At 59.4% G+C, this 19,992-nt stretch carries 16 protein-coding genes; 12 read left to right on the forward strand and 4 right to left on the reverse strand.

What is annotated here, in order from left to right:
- Positions 1 to 126 precede the first annotated feature (126 nt).
- Genes bamA through lpxB form a run of 6 tightly spaced genes read left to right on the forward strand, consistent with a single transcriptional unit; the run spans position 127 to position 6,971 of the window.
- Positions 127 to 2,496 carry an outer membrane protein assembly factor BamA gene (gene bamA, locus ACZ5FP_RS11455; protein ID WP_346306822.1) on the forward strand — a complete coding sequence of 790 codons (2,370 nt, stop codon included), beginning with the start codon at positions 127 to 129 and terminating at the stop codon, positions 2,494 to 2,496.
- A 53-nt stretch (positions 2,497 to 2,549) separates the two neighbouring features.
- Positions 2,550 to 3,608, forward strand: coding sequence for a UDP-3-O-(3-hydroxymyristoyl)glucosamine N-acyltransferase (gene lpxD, locus ACZ5FP_RS11460; protein WP_223615029.1), 1,059 nt, complete (start codon positions 2,550 to 2,552; stop codon positions 3,606 to 3,608).
- Positions 3,601 to 4,086, forward strand: coding sequence for a 3-hydroxyacyl-ACP dehydratase FabZ (gene fabZ, locus ACZ5FP_RS11465; RefSeq protein WP_223615028.1), 486 nt, complete (start codon positions 3,601 to 3,603; stop codon positions 4,084 to 4,086). The genes lpxD and fabZ overlap by 8 nt, the downstream gene beginning before the upstream one ends.
- Positions 4,086 to 4,919, forward strand: a complete 834-nt coding sequence (gene lpxA, locus ACZ5FP_RS11470; protein ID WP_464660225.1) for an acyl-ACP--UDP-N-acetylglucosamine O-acyltransferase — start codon at positions 4,086 to 4,088, stop codon at positions 4,917 to 4,919. Before fabZ ends, lpxA begins: the two co-directional genes overlap by 1 nt.
- Complete coding sequence (locus tag ACZ5FP_RS11475; RefSeq protein ID WP_346306819.1) at positions 4,903 to 5,793, forward strand: LpxI family protein; 891 nt, start codon at positions 4,903 to 4,905, stop codon at positions 5,791 to 5,793. The genes lpxA and ACZ5FP_RS11475 overlap by 17 nt, the downstream gene beginning before the upstream one ends.
- Complete coding sequence (gene lpxB / locus ACZ5FP_RS11480) at positions 5,790 to 6,971, forward strand: lipid-A-disaccharide synthase (RefSeq protein ID WP_464660227.1); 1,182 nt, start codon at positions 5,790 to 5,792, stop codon at positions 6,969 to 6,971. Before ACZ5FP_RS11475 ends, lpxB begins: the two co-directional genes overlap by 4 nt.
- Before the next feature lie 63 nt (positions 6,972 to 7,034).
- Here lpxB and gltA read toward each other — a convergent pair whose 3' ends face one another.
- Positions 7,035 to 8,327: a citrate synthase gene (gene gltA / locus ACZ5FP_RS11485; RefSeq protein ID WP_105732880.1), complete on the reverse strand. Its 1,293-nt coding sequence runs from the start codon at positions 8,325 to 8,327 to the stop codon at positions 7,035 to 7,037.
- A gap of 301 nt (positions 8,328 to 8,628) precedes the next feature.
- The gene (gene gltX / locus ACZ5FP_RS11490; protein WP_464660229.1) at positions 8,629 to 10,053 is read right to left on the reverse strand and encodes a glutamate--tRNA ligase; all 1,425 of its coding nucleotides are present in this window, start codon (positions 10,051 to 10,053) and stop codon (positions 8,629 to 8,631) included.
- 232 nt (positions 10,054 to 10,285) lie between these two features.
- Here gltX and ACZ5FP_RS11495 point away from each other — a divergent pair, with 232 nt between their 5' ends.
- Positions 10,286 to 12,607, forward strand: a complete 2,322-nt coding sequence (locus ACZ5FP_RS11495; RefSeq protein WP_464660231.1) for a ComEC/Rec2 family competence protein — start codon at positions 10,286 to 10,288, stop codon at positions 12,605 to 12,607.
- Here the strand turns inward: ACZ5FP_RS11495 and lexA are convergent.
- Positions 12,601 to 13,320, reverse strand: a complete 720-nt coding sequence (gene lexA / locus ACZ5FP_RS11500) for a transcriptional repressor LexA (RefSeq protein ID WP_105733144.1) — start codon at positions 13,318 to 13,320, stop codon at positions 12,601 to 12,603. The two genes, ACZ5FP_RS11495 and lexA, sit on opposite strands and share 7 nt — an antisense overlap.
- A 188-nt stretch (positions 13,321 to 13,508) precedes the next feature.
- Between lexA and ACZ5FP_RS11505 the strand changes: the two genes are divergently transcribed.
- The gene (locus tag ACZ5FP_RS11505) at positions 13,509 to 14,351 is read left to right on the forward strand and encodes a GNAT family N-acetyltransferase (protein ID WP_464660233.1); all 843 of its coding nucleotides are present in this window, start codon (positions 13,509 to 13,511) and stop codon (positions 14,349 to 14,351) included.
- 4 nt (positions 14,352 to 14,355) lie between these two features.
- Here the strand turns inward: ACZ5FP_RS11505 and ACZ5FP_RS11510 are convergent, their stop codons facing one another.
- A complete protein-coding gene (locus tag ACZ5FP_RS11510; protein ID WP_464660234.1) occupies positions 14,356 to 15,384 on the reverse strand; it encodes a substrate-binding domain-containing protein in 1,029 nt (342 codons plus the stop codon).
- Positions 15,385 to 15,804: 420 nt separating this feature from the next.
- Here ACZ5FP_RS11510 and ACZ5FP_RS11515 point away from each other — a divergent pair, with 420 nt between their 5' ends.
- The 4 genes from ACZ5FP_RS11515 to ACZ5FP_RS11530 all read left to right on the forward strand — a co-directional run bounded on the left by ACZ5FP_RS11515 (position 15,805) and on the right by ACZ5FP_RS11530 (position 19,976).
- Entirely contained in the window at positions 15,805 to 17,067 is a 1,263-nt protein-coding gene (locus tag ACZ5FP_RS11515) for an ABC transporter substrate-binding protein (protein WP_464660236.1), read from the forward strand.
- A 115-nt stretch (positions 17,068 to 17,182) separates the two neighbouring features.
- Positions 17,183 to 18,130, forward strand: coding sequence for a carbohydrate ABC transporter permease (locus ACZ5FP_RS11520; RefSeq protein WP_346306815.1), 948 nt, complete (start codon positions 17,183 to 17,185; stop codon positions 18,128 to 18,130).
- A complete protein-coding gene (locus ACZ5FP_RS11525) occupies positions 18,130 to 18,960 on the forward strand; it encodes a carbohydrate ABC transporter permease (RefSeq protein ID WP_223615017.1) in 831 nt (276 codons plus the stop codon). Before ACZ5FP_RS11520 ends, ACZ5FP_RS11525 begins: the two co-directional genes overlap by 1 nt.
- A gap of 5 nt (positions 18,961 to 18,965) precedes the next feature.
- Positions 18,966 to 19,976, forward strand: a complete 1,011-nt coding sequence (locus ACZ5FP_RS11530; protein WP_464660239.1) for an ABC transporter ATP-binding protein — start codon at positions 18,966 to 18,968, stop codon at positions 19,974 to 19,976.
- The last annotated feature ends 16 nt before the right edge of the window (positions 19,977 to 19,992 follow it).

The raw sequence follows: 19,992 nt of genomic DNA on the forward strand, positions 1-19,992 counted from the left end.
GTGAAGTAAATAGATTTTAACCGTAAGCCTTGCGTGTATGTAAAAACCGGCTATGACGGTGTGCGAGTAATTGCTTAGTCCGGGATCTCGCCCGGGGACAACGAGAAACAAAGGTTTAGTAGGCCTATGGCGGCAAGTTCAAAATTCGTTGGTGCAGCGTCGGCGCTCGCCATTTCAGCGGCTCTGGTAAGTTCGGGAGCGATCGTTACGACGGTTGCGGGGATTACAGCAGCTCAGGCAGCAACCGTCAGCCGCATTGAAGTGCGCGGGAATACCCGTGTGGATGCCCAAACGGTCAAGGACAATCTCGGCATCACGCCAGGCAAGCCTTTTTCCAACAATGATATTGATGCTGCCACCAAGCGCCTGTTCAACACGGGTCTGTTCGGCGATGTGCGCATCACCCAGTCCGGCGGTGCGTTGATCGTTACCGTGTCCGAGCATCAGGTCGTCAATCAGGTCATTTTCCGCGGCAACAAGAAGATCAAGGACGCGCAGCTGACCGGTGTCGTGCAGTCGAAGTCGCGCAGCGCCTTCAGCCAGCAGACGCTCGACGCTGATACCGAGGCTGTCCGCGCCGCTTATCGCAACATCGGCCGCAGCGATGCTACGGTAAGTTCGCGCATCATGGATCTCGGTCAGGGTCGCGTCAACGTTGTCTTCGACATCAACGAAGGTGACCGCACCAAGATCGCCAACATCGTGTTTGTCGGCAATAACGCCTTTGGTGAGCGCCGCCTGCGCGACGTGATCTCGACCAAGCGTTCCAACCCGTTGTCCTGGCTGACGCGCAATGACGTGTACAGCGAAGACCGCATGCGGGCGGACGAAGAGTCGCTGCGCCGCTTCTATTACAACCGCGGTTATGCGGATTTCCGCGTCGTTTCGTCGACGGCCAATCTCGATGCTGCCACCAACGAATACACGATCACCGTTACGGTTGAAGAGGGTGAGAAGTACAAGTTCGGCGGCGTAGAAATCCAGAGCTCGGTCGAGGGTGTCGATACATCCAAGCTTGGTGGTCTCGTGCAGACATCCGAAGGCGATACGTACAACGCCAAGGAAGTCGAAGACTCCATCATCAAGCTGTCCGAAAAGGTGGCCGGCCAGGGTTATGCCTTTGCCAAGGTGGAGCCGCGCGGCGACCGTAACTTCGAGAACCACACGATTTCGGTCGTCTACAACATCGACCAGGGTCCGCGCGCCTATCTCGAGCGCATTGAAATCCGCGGCAACGAGAAGACACGTGACTACGTCATCCGCCGTGAATTCGATGTGAGCGAAGGCGACGCTTTCAATCAGGTCCTGATCCAGCGCGCCAAGAAGCGCCTGGAGCGGCTTGAATTCTTCCAGACCGTCAATATCTCGACGGCTCCCGGCTCGCAGCCTGACCAGGTTATTCTGGTTGTGGACGTTGTCGAGAAGTCGACCGGTGAATTCTCCATCGGTGGTGGTTATACGACCGGTGGTGAAAGCCCCGGACCGACAGTGGAAGGCTCGATCACCGAGCGCAACTTCCTTGGTCGCGGCCAGTATATCCGTATTGCTGCCGGTGGCGGTCTGAACAACAACCGTACCTACTCGCTGTCCTTCACCGAGCCTTACTTCCTCGGTCAGCGTATTTCGGCTGGTTTCGATCTGTTCAAGCGCCAGTCCGGCGTCAATGACAAGTATCAGACCGATTTGACCGGCGGTACGATCCGTTTTGGTCTGCCGATCACCGAAACACTGACGGCGGGTGTTGCTTACAACCTGTCGCAGGAAAAATACACGATCGAAGACGCTGCGAAGATCCCGGGAACGGACATTCCTGATCCGTCGCAGATTTCGCAGGCATTCATTGATGCGGCAAATCGCGGTACATGGATCAAGTCGTCGGTCAGCTGGTCGCTTGTCTACAATACCATCGACGATACGAAAAACCCGCATGATGGTCTCTATGCCAAGTTCAACCAGGAATATGCTGGTGTCGGCGGCGATGCCAACTACCTGAAGACAACGTTCAAGGGCAGCTACTACAAGACGCTTTCCCAGGAAATGGACATTGTCGGCCTCGTCGGTGTCGGCGCTGGCTACATCAAGGGATTTGGCGACGATCTGCGCGTGTTTGACACGTTCAAGAACAATCAGGAAATGATTCGCGGCTTCAAATATGCCGGTATCGGTCCGCGCGACTTGAGCGTTGCGGATGCCAAGGGCAGCTTCCTGGGTGGTAATACCTACTTCAATGCCACCGTGGAAACGCAGTTCCCGCTGCCGATCGTTCCTGAGAGCCTGGGTATTCGTGGCGCCCTGTTTGCCGACGCTGCTACATTGTATGGCAATGATCTCAAGCAGGCATCGAACACCAGCATGGAATGGCGCGCATCCGCGGGTGTAAGTATCATGTGGGCATCGCCGTTCGGTCCGCTGCGCTTCGACTACGCTTTCCCCGTCAAGAAAGTGGATGGCGATCAGGTGCAGAACTTCAACTTCGGCATGTCGAGCAAATTCTGATAGATTGCTGACCTCCCGGGGGAGCATATTTCCCCGGGGGAGAAAGTTAGTCGATGGCCGATCCGATCTTTTATGAGCCACTGCTGAACGTGACTGTTGGTCAGATCGCCGATCTGACCAATGGCGTTCTTGTGGACAGTTCTCTGGCCAACCGGCCGGTCGCCCGCCTCGCATCCCTGGCTGATGCCGGTCCCGATGCGCTTGTGTTCATCGATGGCAAGAAGAACGCGCAAAATCTCGAAGGTTTGAAAGCCGCCGGCGTTCTGTGCACGGACGAAGTCAAGGCAAGCGTGCCCAAGACTGTTGCCGTTATCGTCAGCCGCCATCCGCAGCAGGATTTCGCCGCCATTGGCCGCGCGCTTTATCCGCGGGCGGTGAATGCGCATCTCTGGAGCGGCGAAGAGACGGGTGTTTCACCGCACGCCATCATTGATCCGACCGCTGAAATAGAAGACGGCGTGACGATCGAGCCCGGTGTCATCATCGGCAAGCGCGTTTCCATCGGTGCCGGCACCGTCATTGCCGCCAGCGTCGTCATCGGCAACGGCTGCAAGATCGGCCGCGATTGCTATATCGCGCCGAGCTGCTCGGTCCAGTATGCCTTTCTTGGCAATCGTGTGCTACTGCATCCGGGCGTGCGTATCGGGCAGGATGGTTTTGGTTATGTTCCGGGCAAGGCTGGCCTCGACAAGATGCCCCAGCTTGGCCGCGTCATCATCCAGGACAATGTCGAAATTGGCGCCAACACGACCATTGATCGCGGCGCGCTCGCCGATACAGTGATCGGCGAAGGCACGAAAATCGATAATCTCGTGCAGATTGCCCACAATGTTCGTATTGGACGCCATTGCGTGATTGCTGCGCAATGTGGCATTTCCGGTAGTGTGGTGCTTGGCGACATGACGATGCTGGGTGGCAGCGTCGGCATCAAGGATCACGTCAATATTGGTTCCCGCGTGGAAATCGCCGCAGCAAGCGGTGTGATGAATGATATTCCGGACGGTGAGCGGTGGGCCGGTGCGCCCGCGCAGCCGTTCAAGCAATGGTTCCGTGAAATCGCGAGTGTCCGCGCGATGACCAGGACCAAGAAGGAGAGCAGTTCAGATGAATGAAAATGTACAGGCGAGCAGTCTTGGCGTCGCGGACATCCAGAAGCTTCTGGCAAATCTGCCGCATCGCTATCCCTTTCTGCTGATTGACCGCATCGTCGATATCGATCGCGATGTCTCGGCCACGGGCATCAAGAATGTCAGCATCAACGAGCCGCATTTTGCCGGTCATTTTCCTGAACTGCCGATCATGCCCGGCGTTCTGATCATTGAGGCCATGGCGCAGACCGCCGGTGCTATCGTTCTGTTCCATAATGGCAGCGGCAAGCCGGGCAAGGTGTTCTTCATGACCATCGATAATGCCAAGTTCCGCAAGCCTGTCGTGCCGGGTGATCAGCTCAAGCTGCGCGTGACCAAGCTCAAGCAGCGCGGCAACATCCACAAGTACAGCTGCGTTGCGGAAGTTGACGGCGTGAAGGTTGCCGAAGCTGACGTGGCGGCAATGGTCAGCTTCCCTGAAGAAGACGAGACCGGAGCTTGATGTCCAATTCCAGCATTCATCCCACGTCGATTGTCGAGGCGGGCGCAAAGATTGGTGACAGGGTAAACATCGGGCCATTCTGCCATATCGGACCGGAAGCGGTCATTGGCAATGATGTCACTCTGCTGAGCCATGTCGTCATCATGGGGGCGACCACACTCGGCGATGGTGCCAAGGTCTATCCGAACGCCATTCTGGGCGGCGATCCGCAGAACACCAAGCACAAGGGCGGGCACACCACGCTTGTCATTGGCCGGAACTGCACGATCCGCGAAGGCGTCACGATGAATCGCGGCACCGATGGCAGCCGGGGTTTGACCACGGTTGGCGACAACTGCATGTTCCTCGCCTATTCGCATGTGGCGCATGATTGCGACATCGGCGACAATGTGACCTTTGCCAACAATGTCATGATCGGCGGCCATGTGTCCGTCGGCAACAACGTCATCATCGGTGGCGGCGCTGCTTTGCATCAGTTTGTGCGGGTTGGCCACCATGCGTTTGTCGGCGGGCTTGCAGCCGTGGCACTGGATGTCATTCCCTATGGCATGGTGATCGGCAATCATGCCTATCTGGGCGGCCTGAACATTGTCGGCATGAAGCGCTCGGGCATGGCCCGTCCGGAGATACACAATCTGCGCCGTGCGGTGCGCATGCTGTTCGACCGCAGCAAGCCGGTCCGCAATCGCGCCGGTGACGTGCGTCTTGCCTTTTCTCAATCGCCGGCGGTTCTCGATCTGGTCGATTTCATCACCGCTGATACCAAACGTGCCTTCTGCACGCCGCCCCTCGGTTCCGGAATCGAGACCAGCGACAGTGACGACAACAGCTAAGACAACGGATGGGACGCAACCGGCGGCCATAACGGGCCGCACGGCGATTGTCGCGGGCAACGGGCTGCTGCCCATTTCCATCGCGGAAAGCCTGCAGAAGCAGGGTGCGAACCCCCTGATCATTGCCATCAAGGGCGAGGCATCGCCCGAGATCAATGCGCGCAAGCACGCCGAAATCTCGATTGTCGAGCTGGGCGGCCTGATGAAAATCCTGAAATCGGAAGAGATCAGCAACGTCGTGCTGGCGGGGGGCGTGCGCCACCGGCCGGAATTCTCCGCGGCGCTGCGGCCCGGCAACGGCAATCTCGTTGCGTTGTATCGTTTCATGCGGGCTTTTCGCCTCGGCGATGACGGTTTGCTCAAGGCCGTGATCTCAACCATTGAGTCCTACGGCTTCCGGGTTGTCGGTGCGCACGAGATCGTTCCGGATATTCTGGCGCCTGAAGTGGGCACCATCACCCGGAAGAAAGCCGATCAGGCAAGCATTGCCGATATGCGGGCCGCCCGCGCGGCAGCCATCATGATCGGCTCGCTCGATATCGGGCAGGCGGCGATTGCCGTCGGCAGCCGCGTGGTGGCGCTGGAGGGCGTGGAGGGCACCGATGCGATGCTGCAGCGGGTGGCCGAACTGCGCATTGCCAAGCGGATCAACCGCAAGGGCGGTGTGCTGGTGAAATGCGCCAAACCGCAGCAGGAAGTGCGGGCGGATTTGCCGGCCATCGGCGTAAGCACCGTGGAGAATGCGGTGAAGGCCGGTCTGAAGGGCATTGCCATCGAAGCGCGGCGCACGCTGATCCTTGGCTACGCCGAAACAATCGCTGCTGCCAACGAAGCCGGTATTTTCATCGAAACTTTTGCGCAGGAGGCCGAGTGATGGCCGCAGCCAAGCCGCTTCGCCTTGCCATTGTCACCGGCGAAGAGTCCGGCGACCTGCTTGGTGCCGATCTGGTGCAGGCCCTGCGGCGGCAATATCCCGGCGAGGTGACCTTGACCGGCGTCGGTGGCGAGCATCTCTCAGCCCTCGGCCTCAACTCCTTGTTCGACCAGCACGAAATCGCTCTGGTCGGGCTGACCGCCATCGTCACCAAACTGCCGCAGCTCATCCGCCGCATAGCGCAGCTGGCCAAAGCCATCATTGCGGCGAAACCCGATTGCCTCGTGATTATCGACAGCCCGGATTTCACCCATCGCGTCGCGCGCAAGGTGCGGGATGCCGATCCATCGATCCCGATCATCAACTATATCAGCCCGTCGGTCTGGGCCTGGCGCCCGGAACGCGCCAAGGCGATGCGCGGCTATATCGACCATGTGCTGGCCATTCTGCCGTTCGAGGTGCAGGCATTGCGAGATCTCGACGGCCCGCCTGCCACCTATGTCGGCCACAGGCTGGTGACCCATGCACCGCTGCTGGCGGCGGCAGAGCGGAACCGGGCGCGGGAAAGCAGTTTCGCTGACAGAACCGAACACAATCTTGTTGTCCTGCCGGGGTCGCGCAGAGCAGAAATATCAAGCCTTTCCAAACCTTTCGGTGAGGCAATTGAACTGCTGGCGGAACGCGGCAACCGCTTCAGGCTGACATTGCCGACGCTTCCCAAAGTCGAACCACTGGTGCGCCAGCTCACTGCCGGCTGGAAAGTCCAGCCAGACATTGTGGTGGGCGAAGCGGAACGCCTGAAAGCCTTCGCCGAAGCCGATGCGGCTCTGGCCGCGTCCGGGACCGTGTCGCTGGAACTCGCACTGGCGCGCATCCCGACGGTGCTGTCATACCGGCCTGACTGGCTGGCGCGCATGTTCATTGCGCCGCGCATCAAGGTCTGGAGTGCGGCCTTGCCCAATATCATCGCCGACAAGCGGGTCGTGCAGGAATATTTCAATCAGTTCGTTCGTCCCGGCCCGCTGGCGCGCGAAATCGAACAACTGCTGAAACCGGGTTACGCCAGGGCGTTGCAGCTCGAGGGTTTCGATGAGATCGCGGCATTGATGCGTACCGAACGGCCTTCCGGCGAGATTGCCGCCGGGAAAGTTCTCGAATACGTGCATCAGAGGGCCTGAGGAACAGGCTTTTGGATATGAAAAAGGCGCCGAATGGCGCCTTTTTTCGTATTCTGGATGATCTTATTTGCGATTGCCGACCGGAACGTAGTCGCGCTGCGTTGCACCGGTGTAAAGCTGGCGCGGGCGGCCGATCTTCTGGTGCGGGTCTTCGATCATTTCCTTCCACTGGGCAATCCAGCCAACCGTACGGGCAACGGCGAACAGCACGGTGAACATGGTGGTGGGGAAGCCGAGTGCCTTCAAGGTGATGCCGGAATAGAAATCGACGTTCGGATAGAGCTTCTTCTCGATGAAATATTCGTCGGTCAGGGCAATGCGCTCCAGCTCCATGGCGACGTCGAGCAGCGGATCGTCCTTGATGCCGAGTTCGGCGAGAACTTCCTTGGTGGTCTGCTGCATGATCTTGGCGCGCGGATCGTAGTTCTTGTAGACGCGGTGGCCAAAGCCCATCAGGCGGAACGGATCGTTCTTGTCCTTGGCGCGGTTGATGAATTCCGGAATGCGGTCAACCGTGCCGATTTCGCCGAGCATGTTGAGCGCGGCCTCATTGGCGCCGCCATGGGCAGGGCCCCAGAGGCAGGCAATGCCGGCAGCGATACAGGCGAACGGATTGGCACCGGACGAACCGGCAAGACGCACTGTCGACGTCGAGGCATTCTGCTCGTGATCAGCGTGCAAAATGAAAATCCGGTCCATTGCGCGGGCAAGAACCGGATTGGGGACGTAGTCTTCGCACGGCACGGCAAAGCACATGTGCAGGAAGTTGGTAGCGAAATCGAGATTGTTCTTCGGGTAAACGAAGGGCTGACCGATGTGATACTTGTAAGCCATCGCAGCCAGGGTCGGGATCTTGGCGATCATGCGGATGGATGCAACCATGCGCTGATGCGGATCGGAAATATCGGTCGAGTCGTGATAGAAGGCGGACAGGGCGCCAACGCAGCCGACCATGACCGCCATGGGATGGGCGTCACGGCGGAAGCCGCTGAAGAAGCGCGACATCTGTTCGTGCACCATGGTGTGGTGCGTCACGCGATAGTCGAAATCATGCTTCTGGCTCTTTGTCGGCAGTTCGCCGTAAAGCAGGAGATAGCAGGTTTCGAGGAAGTCGCCCTTTTCGGCGAGTTGTTCGATCGGATAGCCGCGATGCAGCAAAATGCCTTCATCACCGTCGATATAGGTGATCTGCGACTCGCAGGAGGCTGTGGATGTAAAACCCGGATCGTAGGTGAATGCACCCGTGTTCTTGTAGAGTGTTCCAATGTCCACGACATCAGGTCCGATGGTGCCTTTTTTAATCGGTAACGCAAACTCGTGACCATTCAGATCGATGTTGACGCTATTCTCAGACATTGCCGTTCCTTTCTTGCTTCAGCTCCCGCTGACATCCCGTGTACCATTCCGAAGTTCGCTGCTTGAGCAGTAGACTCTCGTCGAACTTCGGAAGTGAAAGCACACGAGTTACTTCATATTCCAGTATGCCTTTGAAACAGGATGTTCCTTCCAGGCAGGTTATTTTCTGACCTCTGCGTTCAGCACACTGGCCCAAAGCCTTGACCTCTTTGCAAGGTCTTTATCCTGATTTTCTCAGGCACGTCACCGTAGCCGAACGGCATAATGTTGCAATGCAAAAATGCACCGCCGAGGCTACGGATTAACCTTTTATCCGGTCTTCGATACGGCCCAGTGACTCCTCGCGGCCAAGCACCGCCAGCACGTCGAAAACCCCCGGAGATGTTGCTCTTCCCGTCAGCGCGGCGCGCAAGGGCTGGGCAATTTTACCCAGCTTCAGGCCGGTATTTTCCGCATGAACCCGCACCGCGGCATCCAATGCTTCGGCAGTCCAGTCATTGACGGCCGACAGCGCCGGAAGAACGCCGGAAAGCACACCCAGGCCCTCTTCATTCAACAGGCCGGCTGCCTTTTCATCCAATGCCAACGGGCGTTGCGCAAACAGGTATTTCGCACTGTCCGCCAGTTCGACCAGCGTCTTGGCGCGTTCCTTCAGGCCGGGCATTGCCGCCAGCAATTGCTGACGGGTCCGCTCGTTCAGCCGCGACAGAATGTCCGCGCCGCCTTCGATCTCCGGCAGGATGTCGATCATCGCCTTGACCAGGTCGGCATCGGCGGAGAACCGCATGTAGTGGCCGTTGATCGCTTCGAGCTTCTGGAAGTCGAAACGCGACGCGCCGCGATTGATGTCGGAAATCTCGAACCACTCGATCATCTGCGCATCGGACATGATCTCGTCATCGCCATGGCTCCAGCCGAGGCGGACGAGATAGTTGCGCAGGGCGGCGGGCAGATAGCCCATGGCGCGATAGGCTTCGACGCCGAGTGCGCCGTGACGCTTCGACAGCTTTGCCCCATCCGCACCGTGGATCAGCGGAATATGACCCATCACCGGGATATCCCAGCCCATCGCATCATAGATGATGGCCTGGCGCGCGGCATTGGTCAGGTGATCGTCACCACGGATGATGTGAGTGACGCCCATGTCATGGTCATCGACAACAACCGCGTGCATGTAGGTCGGATTGCCGTCGGAGCGCAGGACGATGAAATCATCGAGATCCTTGTTGGGAAAGCGCACATCGCCCTGTACGAGGTCGCGCACCAGGGTTTCGCCGTCCTGCGGCGCCTTGATGCGGATAACCGGCTTGACGCCTGCAGGGGCTTCCTTCGGATCGCGATCGCGCCAGCGGCCGTCATAGCGCGGCGGGCGGCCCTCGGCGCGGGCTTTTTCGCGCATTTCCTCAAGCTCTGCCGGCGAGGCATAGCAGTAATAGGCCTTGCCCTTGGCGATCAGCTCTTCGGCGACTTCCCGGTGACGGGGCGCGCGCTCGTACTGCGACACCGCATCGCCATCCCAATCGAGGCCCAGCCACTTCAGGCCATCGAGAATGGCCGTGACAGCTGCTTCCGAGGAGCGTTCCCGGTCCGTGTCTTCGATGCGCAGCAGCATCTTGCCGCCCGTATGCTTGGCATAAAGCCAGTTGAACAGGGCTGTGCGGGCACCGCCAATATGGAGGTATCCGGTTGGGGAGGGTGCAAAACGGGTAACAACAGGTGACGACATAAGGACTCCAACAGACGTCTCGGCCATTAGCCTAACATCCAATCGATTTGATCTGGCGTTGATGTAGCATAGGAGCGCTGTCGTGCAAGGGCATTGGCAGAATTGGAGGCAAATGCAGGGGCCCGGCACCAGTACACAAACGAGTGAACGGCAGTTTTTTGATCGTCCGGCGGACGATGAGCCGGGTCTTGCGACCCAAATATCCCAAAATATTGCCGTCACCCGGCGAGGCGTGAGTCTGTCCGTAGCGCTGCGCCGGCGCATGGAGTTGGGGCAGGATTTGCTCCCGGCCGTTTCCCGGGCATGCGGGCGGGATTATGATCGCGGCAGTCTTTTTCTGTTCGTTCCGGTTTTTGCCGGCAGCGGCGCTATCGCCTATTTCGGCTTGCCCGTGGAACCGCGGCTGAGCGCCATCCTTTTCGGATTGACCGCGCTTGCCGGGTTCAAACTCCTGGCACGCGAGCGGCATCTGACCGGGATGTGCCTTTCCGCCGCCCTGCTGGTTGTCATGGGCATGCTCTGCGCCAAACTGGAAACGCTGCGGCTGGATACGCCAATGCTTGGCTCCGCCGTCACCACGCGGCTGACCGGCCGCGTCGTCGCGATCAACCGCGCCGACCGGGGCGGCTGGCGCGTGACGGTGGATGTCGTGGCGACAGAGCGCCCGCAGCTGCATTATGCCCCGGCAAGGCTGGTTGTATCGGCCAGAGCCTTGCCACCTGAAGCCGCCATAGGCAACGGGTTGCGCGGTCTGGTGCATCTGCGCCCGCCATCCGGTCCCGTGCGATCCGGCAATTACGACTTTGCCTTCCACAATTACTACAGGGGCATCGGCGGCAGCGGCTTCTTTCTCGGCAGGCCCGAAGCAGCCTCTCTGCCGGAACCGGCTGATTTGACAACCAGAACGCTGTTTGCCGTCGCTGCGATGCGCCAGGCGCTCACCGATCGTATCCTCGGTCATATACCTGGAGAAGCCGGTGCCATCGCCGCATCGCTGATCACCGGCCAGCGCGATGGCATCAGCGAGGCCACCAACAACGCCATGCGGCTGAGCGGCCTGTCGCATATCCTCTCCATTTCGGGATTGCACATGGCGCTCGTGGCCGGGATCGTCATCGGCTCGCTGCGCGCATGCATGGCCTTTTTTCCGGACTTTGCCGCGCGCTATCCCATCAAGAAATTTTCGGCATGCGCAGCGCTGCTGGCATCGGCCTTCTATCTGCTGCTTTCGGGGATCGACGTGGCGGCCCAGCGCAGCTTTGTCATGCTGGCAGTCATGCTTGTCGCCATGACCGTGGACCGGGCGGCGCTGTCGCTGCGCAATGTTGCCCTGGCCGCCTTGGTAACCATTGCCATCGCGCCGCACGAGGTGATGGGGCCAAGCTTCCAGATGTCCTATTCCGCCACTGCCGCACTGATTGCCCTTTACGGCTGGTGGTCGCCGCGCAAGGCCGGCCGGAATGGCAGGCGTCCGCGCCGCAGCAATCTGTTGGCGCAGCTGCCCGGCAAGATCGGCGATCACATCGTTGACGTCGCGCTGACATCCCTGGTCGCCGGTTCGGCCAGTGCGATCTTTGCCGCCTATCATTTCAACAATACCGCACCGCTCGGACTGATCGGCAACGCATTTGCCTTGCCCGTGGTCTCGGTTCTGGTCATGCCCTTCGCCGTATTGGCGCTGTTGCTGATGCCGTTCGATCTGGATTTCCTGCCGTTCGCCGTCATGGAACGCGGCATCGAGATGGTGGTGTTCATCGCCCATCACGTTGCCGCACTCTCGCCCTCGGGCAATCTTGGTCCGATGCCGCAGCCGAGCCTGATCCTGATGAGTGCGGCACTTGTGATCCTGCTTCTCACGACGTCGTGGTTGCGTCTGTGCAGCCTGCCGCTGTTTGCTGCGGCCGTCCTGATCATGGCACGCACAGCGCCGCCGGATATCGTCCTGTCCGAGGATGGCCGGCTGGCCGGTGTGCGCAATGGCGCGGCATTGATGATCAATCGCCCGCAGGGCGGCGCCTTCACGTTGAACAACTGGCGGCAGGGCTTTGGGCTGGAACAGATCGTCAAACCGGCGCGGATCGGCAAAAAGGCAGCGGAGGGTGCCTTCGAATGCGCCGGAAAGCTCTGTCTGGCGCGAGAACCGGGCGGTCTCGTCATTGCCTATACGGATGATCCCGCGCAAAGGAACGCCGCCTGCAGCGAGGGGAATATTGTCGTGCTGGGCTTTGCCGGTGTGGAAACCGGTTGCCCCGTTCCCGGTCCGATGGTGATCACGCGCCGTGATCTCGCCTTGAACGGTGCTGCCGAAATCCGGTTCGGTTCCGGCGGGCAAGGGCAGGGTGACCTGACGAATCTATCGAAAGCCGGAGAAGCGCTGGAGCAAAGAGTGCAGTCGGCCCGCCTGACCTGGGCGATCGGTCCGCCGGACCGACCCTGGAACAAGTACCGCATCCACTCCAATGCGGCGCGCAACCGGCCGGAGCGTTCACACAAGGCCCACGCGACCGAAGGCGTCCCGGACAATGCTGAACGGGACGCGGCGGCCGGTCAATAACGGCGGATCAGGCCGACGAGCTTGCCCTGCACCCGCACGCGGTCCGGTCCGAAAATCCGCGTTTCGTAGGCAGGGTTGGCGGCTTCCAGGGCAATCGAGGCACCCTTGCGGCGAAACCGCTTGAGGGTGGCCTCCTCGTCATCGACCAGCGCCACGATGATTTCGCCGGGGCTCGCGGTGTCGCCGCGCTTGATGACAACGGTATCGCCGTCGAAAATGCCCGCTTCGATCATCGAGTCGCCCTTGACCTCAAGCGCATAATGTTCGCCGCTGCCGATCATGTCTGGCGGAAGGCTCAGCATGTGGGTTTGGTTTTGGATCGCAGAAATCGGCACACCGGCGGCAATCCGGCCCATGACCGGAATGCTGACATTGGCAGGCATATCCATGTCGTTGGAGGCGCGCGGCTGCGGCTTCGGCGGTGCAACATTGCGTCCGAGACTGCCCTCGATGACGCTCGGCTCGAACTTTCTCTGGCTGTTGAGGCCGGGTGCGATGGAGTCGGGCAGGCGCAGGACTTCCAGCGCGCGCGCCCTGTTCGCAAGCCGGCGAATGAAGCCGCGCTCTTCCAGCGCAGTGATCAGCCGGTGAATGCCGGATTTGGAGGCCAGATCCAGCGCATCCTTCATTTCGTCGAAGGATGGCGGAATGCCCGTCTCCTTCAGACGCTCATGAATGAAGAGAAGAAGTTCATGTTGTTTACGCGTGAGCATTGGCGATCCTTTAGCAGGGAATCGGAAAAACAAAACCAGAACAAACACTATCTGTTCCAGCATTGTTCTACAAGTGCTTAATATTCCGTTGCGGCAATGCTGGAAGCTTGGTTACGAAGCTTGTGGGGGCAGAAATGCGCCCGTTCAGGGTACTGTTCCGCCGGTTTCCAACTGGATATCACAATATCATGACAGCTTTCATCCGAATCGCCGAGCGCCGGGATCTTGGCAGCATCATCGACTGGGCGGCCGCCGAGGGCTGGAACCCCGGGTTGGACGATGCGGATGCATTCTGGGCCGCGGACCCCAAGGGCTATCACGTGCTTGAGGTGAATGGTGAGCTGACGGCAGCGGTCTCGCTGGTCCGCTATGCGCGAGACTACGGCTTTCTCGGTTTCTACATGGTGCGTCCGCAATCGCGCGGTCTGGGTTTCGGCTGGTCGCTCTGGCAGGACGTGCTGAGCGGATTTGCCGGACAGACCGTCGGCCTTGATGGTGTCGTTGCCCAGCAGGAAAACTATCGGAAGTCGGGGTTTGTCTATGCCCATGCGAATTACCGCTATGGCGGCGCACCCGGCTGCAGGGCACCCGTCAGCGGCGATATCGTCGCCATCGATACGCAATGGATTGGCGCCGTCGCCGCCTATGACCGTCAATTCAATCCCGAACCACGGGAATCGTTTATCCGTGCCTGGCTTGGCCCGTCCGGCTCCCGCCACGGCCTGGCCTGCATTGCCGACGGAAAAATCGCGGGGTATGGCGTCGTGCGCGCATGCCGCGAGGGTTGCAAAATCGGTCCCTTGTTTGCCGAAACCGAAGAGATCGCCGACCGGCTGTTTCAATCGCTCGCAGCAAAAGCCGGGGATGCACAGGTCTTTCTGGATATTCCCGGGACCAATGGGGCCGCGCGGCGCCTTTGCGACCGCTATGGTCTCGCGCCGGTGTTCGAAACCGCACGCATGTATCGCGGACCGGCGCCCGAATTGCCGCTCGACCGGATTTTTGGCATCACAACCTTCGAATTGGGCTAGGCACTCACCGGCGCGGGGCGACGGGCGGACCGCTCGATTGGCGCAGGATGAGTTCGACCGGCCATATCTCATGGATGTTCTCGACCGGCTCGCCGTCGAGGACGCGCACCAGCAGTTCGGCGATACGCGATCCGGCGGAGCGGATCGACGACCGGGTGGTGGTCATGGCGGGGACCATGTTGCTGGCATTGAGATAGGGGAACACGTCGTCATGGGCGATCACCGAAACTTCCTTGCCGAGTTCATAGCCCCTTGAACGGATGGCGCGGAAAATGCCGAGCGCCGTCATCATCGAGCCGGCGAGAATGGCGGTCGGATGCGGCGTATAGGACAAGAGCCGCTGCGCCTCATGGAAACCGGTTTCATCGGAAAAACGCTCATGCACGATGAAGCGCGGATCAACGGCAATGCCGCGCTCCAGCAATGCTTCGCGATAACCCATTTCCCGGTGTTCGGAAAACGTGTGGCCCTTCAGCCCGTCAATCATCGCGATATGCCGGTGGCCGAGATCGATCAGGTGCGATGCCGCCTGCCGGAAGGCGCCGGCATTGTCGATGTCGAGCCAGGCATGCGGGGCGGCGATATTGGTTCGCCCGTGCAGCACAAAGGGAAATTTCGCTTCCGTCAGCATGGCGACCCGCTCGTCCATCAGGGTGGGGCCGGTGACGATGATGCCGTCCACGCGCTTGCTGGAAATCAGCCGCCGGTAGGCCGCAAGCTCGTCATTGTTGATGCTCGGGCTCATCAGCAGGTCCATTTCATGCTGCGACAGCTGCTCGGCCAGACCGGAAAAGAACTCGCTCGTGTGCGGACCGAAACGTTCGCTGCGGTCGCGCGGCATCAGGATGCCGATGGCGCCGATGCGGCCGATGGCAAGGCGCCGGGCATTGGCATTCGCGCTGTAACCGAATTTGAGGGCTGCCTGGCTGACGCGTTCGCGCGTCGCCTTGTTGACTTCAGGATAGCCGTTCAGGGCGCGACTGACGGTCGTTTGCGAGAGGCCCAGTTGTTCAGCCAGTTCCTTGAGTTTCATGGCAAGCAATCCAGTACGGTCTGTTCAGGCAATGCAGATATGACTCCAAATAATAAACATAACCAGAGGCTAAATTCAAAGCGCTTTGGTAAATTGCTCGCGATATTGTGATCCGTGGTCGGCTCCGTGCTGTTTCAACGGGGCGGCAGCCCGGAATTCGTGTTCTCAGCAATACCGTATAATGCACTGTAACATATATATAATAATCCATTTCTCCATGTGGTTGACCTTGATGTCTGGCTTGTGTCTCCAATTTGCGGCTTGACAGGTGAAAGAGCCTTTGCCATTTTTCATTCAAAGCGCTTTGAATTTTGATGTTTCAAATGATTTCCAAAGCGCTTCAGGAGGAGTTTTTGAAGAGGGGCCAAGCATCGCTGCGATGTGCGGCAGCCGATTCTGTCAGATTTTTGGGAGGAAATCATGAAAGCCAAATCATTCATTGCGACCCTTTTGACCACGACCTTGCTGGCTTCGGGGGCTTTTGCCGCCAATCTGGCGATCGTATCCGGCGACACCGGCAATGGACGCGAGTTCCTGCGCAAGCAGCTTGACCAGTTCGAGAAGGAAACCGGCAACAAGGTGTCCATCGTTGCCATGCCAGCCAACAGTTCCGACAATTTCGGTCAGTACCGCCTGTGGCTCGCCGCCGGCAATACCGATATCGACGTCTACCGCACCGACGTGATCTGGGCGCCGCAGCTGGCCGACCAGTTCCTCGACCTGAAGGAAGCCGCAAAGGACGTTATCGATCAGCACATACCGTCGATCATCGAAAGCCAGACCGTCGGCGGCAAGCTGGTCGCCTTGCCGATGTTCACCGACGCCCCGGCGCTCTACTACCGCAAGGACCTGCTGGAAAAGTACAAGAAGCCGGTGCCAAAAACCTGGGACGAGATGGCGGCAACCGCCAAGGAAATCCAGGATGGCGAGCGGGCGGGCGGCAACAAGAGCATTTATGGCTTTGTCTTCCAGGCCAATGCCTATGAGGGCCTGACCTGCAACGCGCTCGAATGGGTAAAATCCTCGGGCGGTGGGCAGATTGTCGAGGCGGACGGCACGATTTCGATCAATAATCCGGAAGCCGCAGCGGCCATCGACCGCGCCAAGGGCTGGGTCGATACCATCTCGCCCAAGGGCGTGCTCGCCTACACGGAGGAAGAGGCACGCGGTGTCTGGCAGACCGGCAATTCCGTTTTCATGCGCAACTGGCCCTATGCCTATGCGCTGGCCGGGGCCGATGGCAGCGCCATCAAGGGCAAGTTCGACGTGGCACCCCTGCCGAGCGGCAAGGAGGGCCAGAACTCCGCTGCAACGCTTGGCGGCTGGAACCTGGCGGTTTCAAAATACTCGAAGGCGCCAGAAGAGGCGATCAAGCTGGCGCTGTTCCTCGGCTCTCCCGCACAGCAGAAGGCGCGGGCGATTTCCCAGGCCAGCATGCCGACCATCAAGGCGCTCTACGACGACAAGGATATCGCCGCCGCGCAGCCGCTGATTCCAAACTGGAAGCCGGTGTTTGAAAATTCCGTTCCGCGCCCCTCGGCGCCGACGAAGGTGAAATACAATGAAGTGTCCAACATGTTCTGGAGCGCGGTCCACGATACATTATCGGGCAATGGCACCGCTGCCGAAAACCTTGAGCTTCTGGAAGCAAAGCTGACCGAACTCAAGGGAAACAGCTGGTAGACCCCTGCCAGCAAAAGGGCACGGTGCGGATGGCGTTCACAACCTCCCGAACCCGTTCGCACCGTTTGCCTGACGCTTTCGCTTCATCCGGAACCACACGGGCAGGAATACGAGCATGACGCCTTCCACCGCACGTTCAGAGCTTTTGCGGCAGCGCGCCCGCTCGGCGCAGCTGTTTCTCATTCCGATGATCATCGCGCTGGCCATTGTTGCCGGCTGGCCCTTGCTTCGGACAATCTATTTCTCGTTCACTGATGCCTCGCTGACCAATATGAGTGCGGCCAAATGGGTGGGATTCAAGAACTATCTGTCGTGGATCCAGCTGAAAAGCGGCCGCACGATCTTCTCAGGACTTCTGGTCGATCCGACCTGGTGGAACGCCGTGTGGAACACAGTGCGCTTCAGCATCATCTCCGTGGCGCTGGAAGCCTTTTTCGGCATGATCGTCGCGCTTGTTCTGAATGCCGAGTTCAAGGGCAGGGGCATTGTCCGCGCTGCCATCCTCATTCCCTGGGCGATCCCGACCATCGTGTCAGCCCGCCTGTGGGGCTGGATGCTGAACGACCAGTTCGGCATTCTCAACGATCTGTTCATGCGCCTTGGTTTCATCAGCCATCCCATCGCCTGGACGGCGAGTGCCGATACGGCCATGACGGCGGTGCTGATCGTCGATGTCTGGAAGACCACGCCTTTCATGGCGCTGCTCATTCTGGCAGGCCTGCAGATGGTGCCGAAGGACATTTATGAAGCCGCGCATATCGACGGCGTGCATCCGATCCGCCAGTTTTTCCGCATCACCCTGCCGCTGATCAAGCCGGCGCTGATGGTCGCCATCATTTTCCGCCTGCTCGATGCCATGCGCATTTTCGACTTGATCTATGTTCTGACGCCCAACAGCTCGCAGACCAAGACCATGTCGGTGCTGGCGCGGGAAAATCTCATCGAATTCGACAAGTTCGCCTATGGTTCGGCACAGTCGACGCTGCTATTTCTGGTGATCGCCCTGATGACCGTGCTGGCGATCTGGCTTGGCCGCGTGCGCCTCGACGGAGGAGACCGCTGATGATCTGGAATCTCACCAAGAACACGGCGTTTTATGCGCTCGTCACCCTGATTGTCGTGCTGGCGGTCTTTCCGTTCTATTACGCCATCATCACCAGCTTCAAAACCGGCAGCAACCTGTTCACCGTCGAGTATTTTCCGTCGTCGTTCTCGCTGGAAAACTACGTATCGGTCATCAATGCCGGCAGTTTCACCCGCAATCTGCTGAATTCGCTTGTCGTGTCGACACTGGTGGTGCTGCTGGCTTTGCTGATCGCCGTCACCGCATCCTTTGCGCTGGCCCGTGTGCGGTTTCGCGGCCGTTCGCTGCTGCTGCTGACCATCCTGTCCGTCTCGATGTTCCCGCAGATTGCGGTGCTGGCAGGCCTGTTCGAGGTCGTGCGCTTTCTCGGCCTCTACAACACGCTGTGGAGTCTCGTCTTTTCCTACACGATCTTCACATTGCCGTTCACCGTGTGGGTGCTGACCACCTTCATGCGCGATCTGCCTGTGGAAATCGAGGAGGCGGCCATTGTCGATGGCGCAACGCCCTGGGTCATCATCACCAAGGTGTTCCTGCCGCTGATGTGGCCGGCGATGGTAACGACCGGGTTGCTCGCCTTCATCGCCGCATGGAACGAGTTCCTGTTTGCCCTCACATTCACGTCTTCGACCGAGGTGCGCACGGTGCCGGTCACCATCGCGCTTTTGTCCGGAGCCAGTGCGCATGAAATCCCGTGGGGCACGATCATGGCCGCATCCGTCATCGTGACGGTGCCGCTCGTTGTTCTCGTCCTGATTTTCCAACGCAAGATCATTTCCGGCCTCACCGCCGGCGGCGTCAAGGGGTAACTCAAATGACAGCTATTCATCTCAACAATGTCCGCAAGTCCTTCGGTACGTTCGACGTCATCAAGGGGGTCGATCTGGAAATCAGCCCGAGCGAATTCATGGTGTTCGTCGGCCCTTCCGGCTGCGGAAAATCCACACTGCTGCGGTTGATCGCCGGGCTCGAGGACATCACCGCCGGAACGCTCGCCTTCGACGAAAAGGTGGTCAACAGCCTGACGCCATCGCAGCGCGGCATTGCCATGGTGTTCCAGTCCTATGCGCTCTATCCGCACATGACGGTGTTCGACAACATGGCGTTCGGCCTGAAACTGGCCAAGGGCGGCACAGACGAAATCAAGCGGAGGGTGAACGAGGCGGCGGACATGCTGCAGATCACCGCCTATCTCGACCGCCTGCCGAAACAGCTTTCCGGCGGCCAGCGCCAGCGCGTGGCCATCGGCCGGGCCATCGTGCGCGATCCGAAAGTCTTCCTGTTCGATGAACCGCTGTCCAATCTCGATGCCGCTTTGCGCGTGCAGACACGGCTCGAGATCGCCAAACTGCATGCCAAGATGCACGAGACCACGATGATCTACGTCACCCACGATCAGGTGGAGGCGATGACGCTTGCGGATCGGATCTGTGTGCTGCGCGATGGCATCGTTGAGCAGGTCGGCACGCCGCTGGAGCTTTATGAGAAGCCGCAATCAGTCTTTGTCGCCGGTTTCATCGGGTCACCGAAGATGAATTTCCTCACTGAGAAACACGCGGATACCTACCGCGCCCACACGCTCGGCGTGCGGCCGGAGCATCTCGAAATCAAGGACAGGGGCGGCACCTGGAACGGCAAGCTGATCCTGTCCGAAAACCTCGGTTCCGAGACCTATCTCTACATCGATATTGGCGCGAAGGACCCGCTTGTCGTCAGACAGGACGGGACTGCAAGCCAGCAGCCCGGCGAACTGCTCCACATTTCGCCGATCAACGACAATGTCCACCGCTTCGATCAATCGGGCAGGCCGGCAGCGTCAAACTGAACTGAGCATCCTCCCA

Source organism: Phyllobacterium sp. T2-21 (assembly GCF_055378485.1).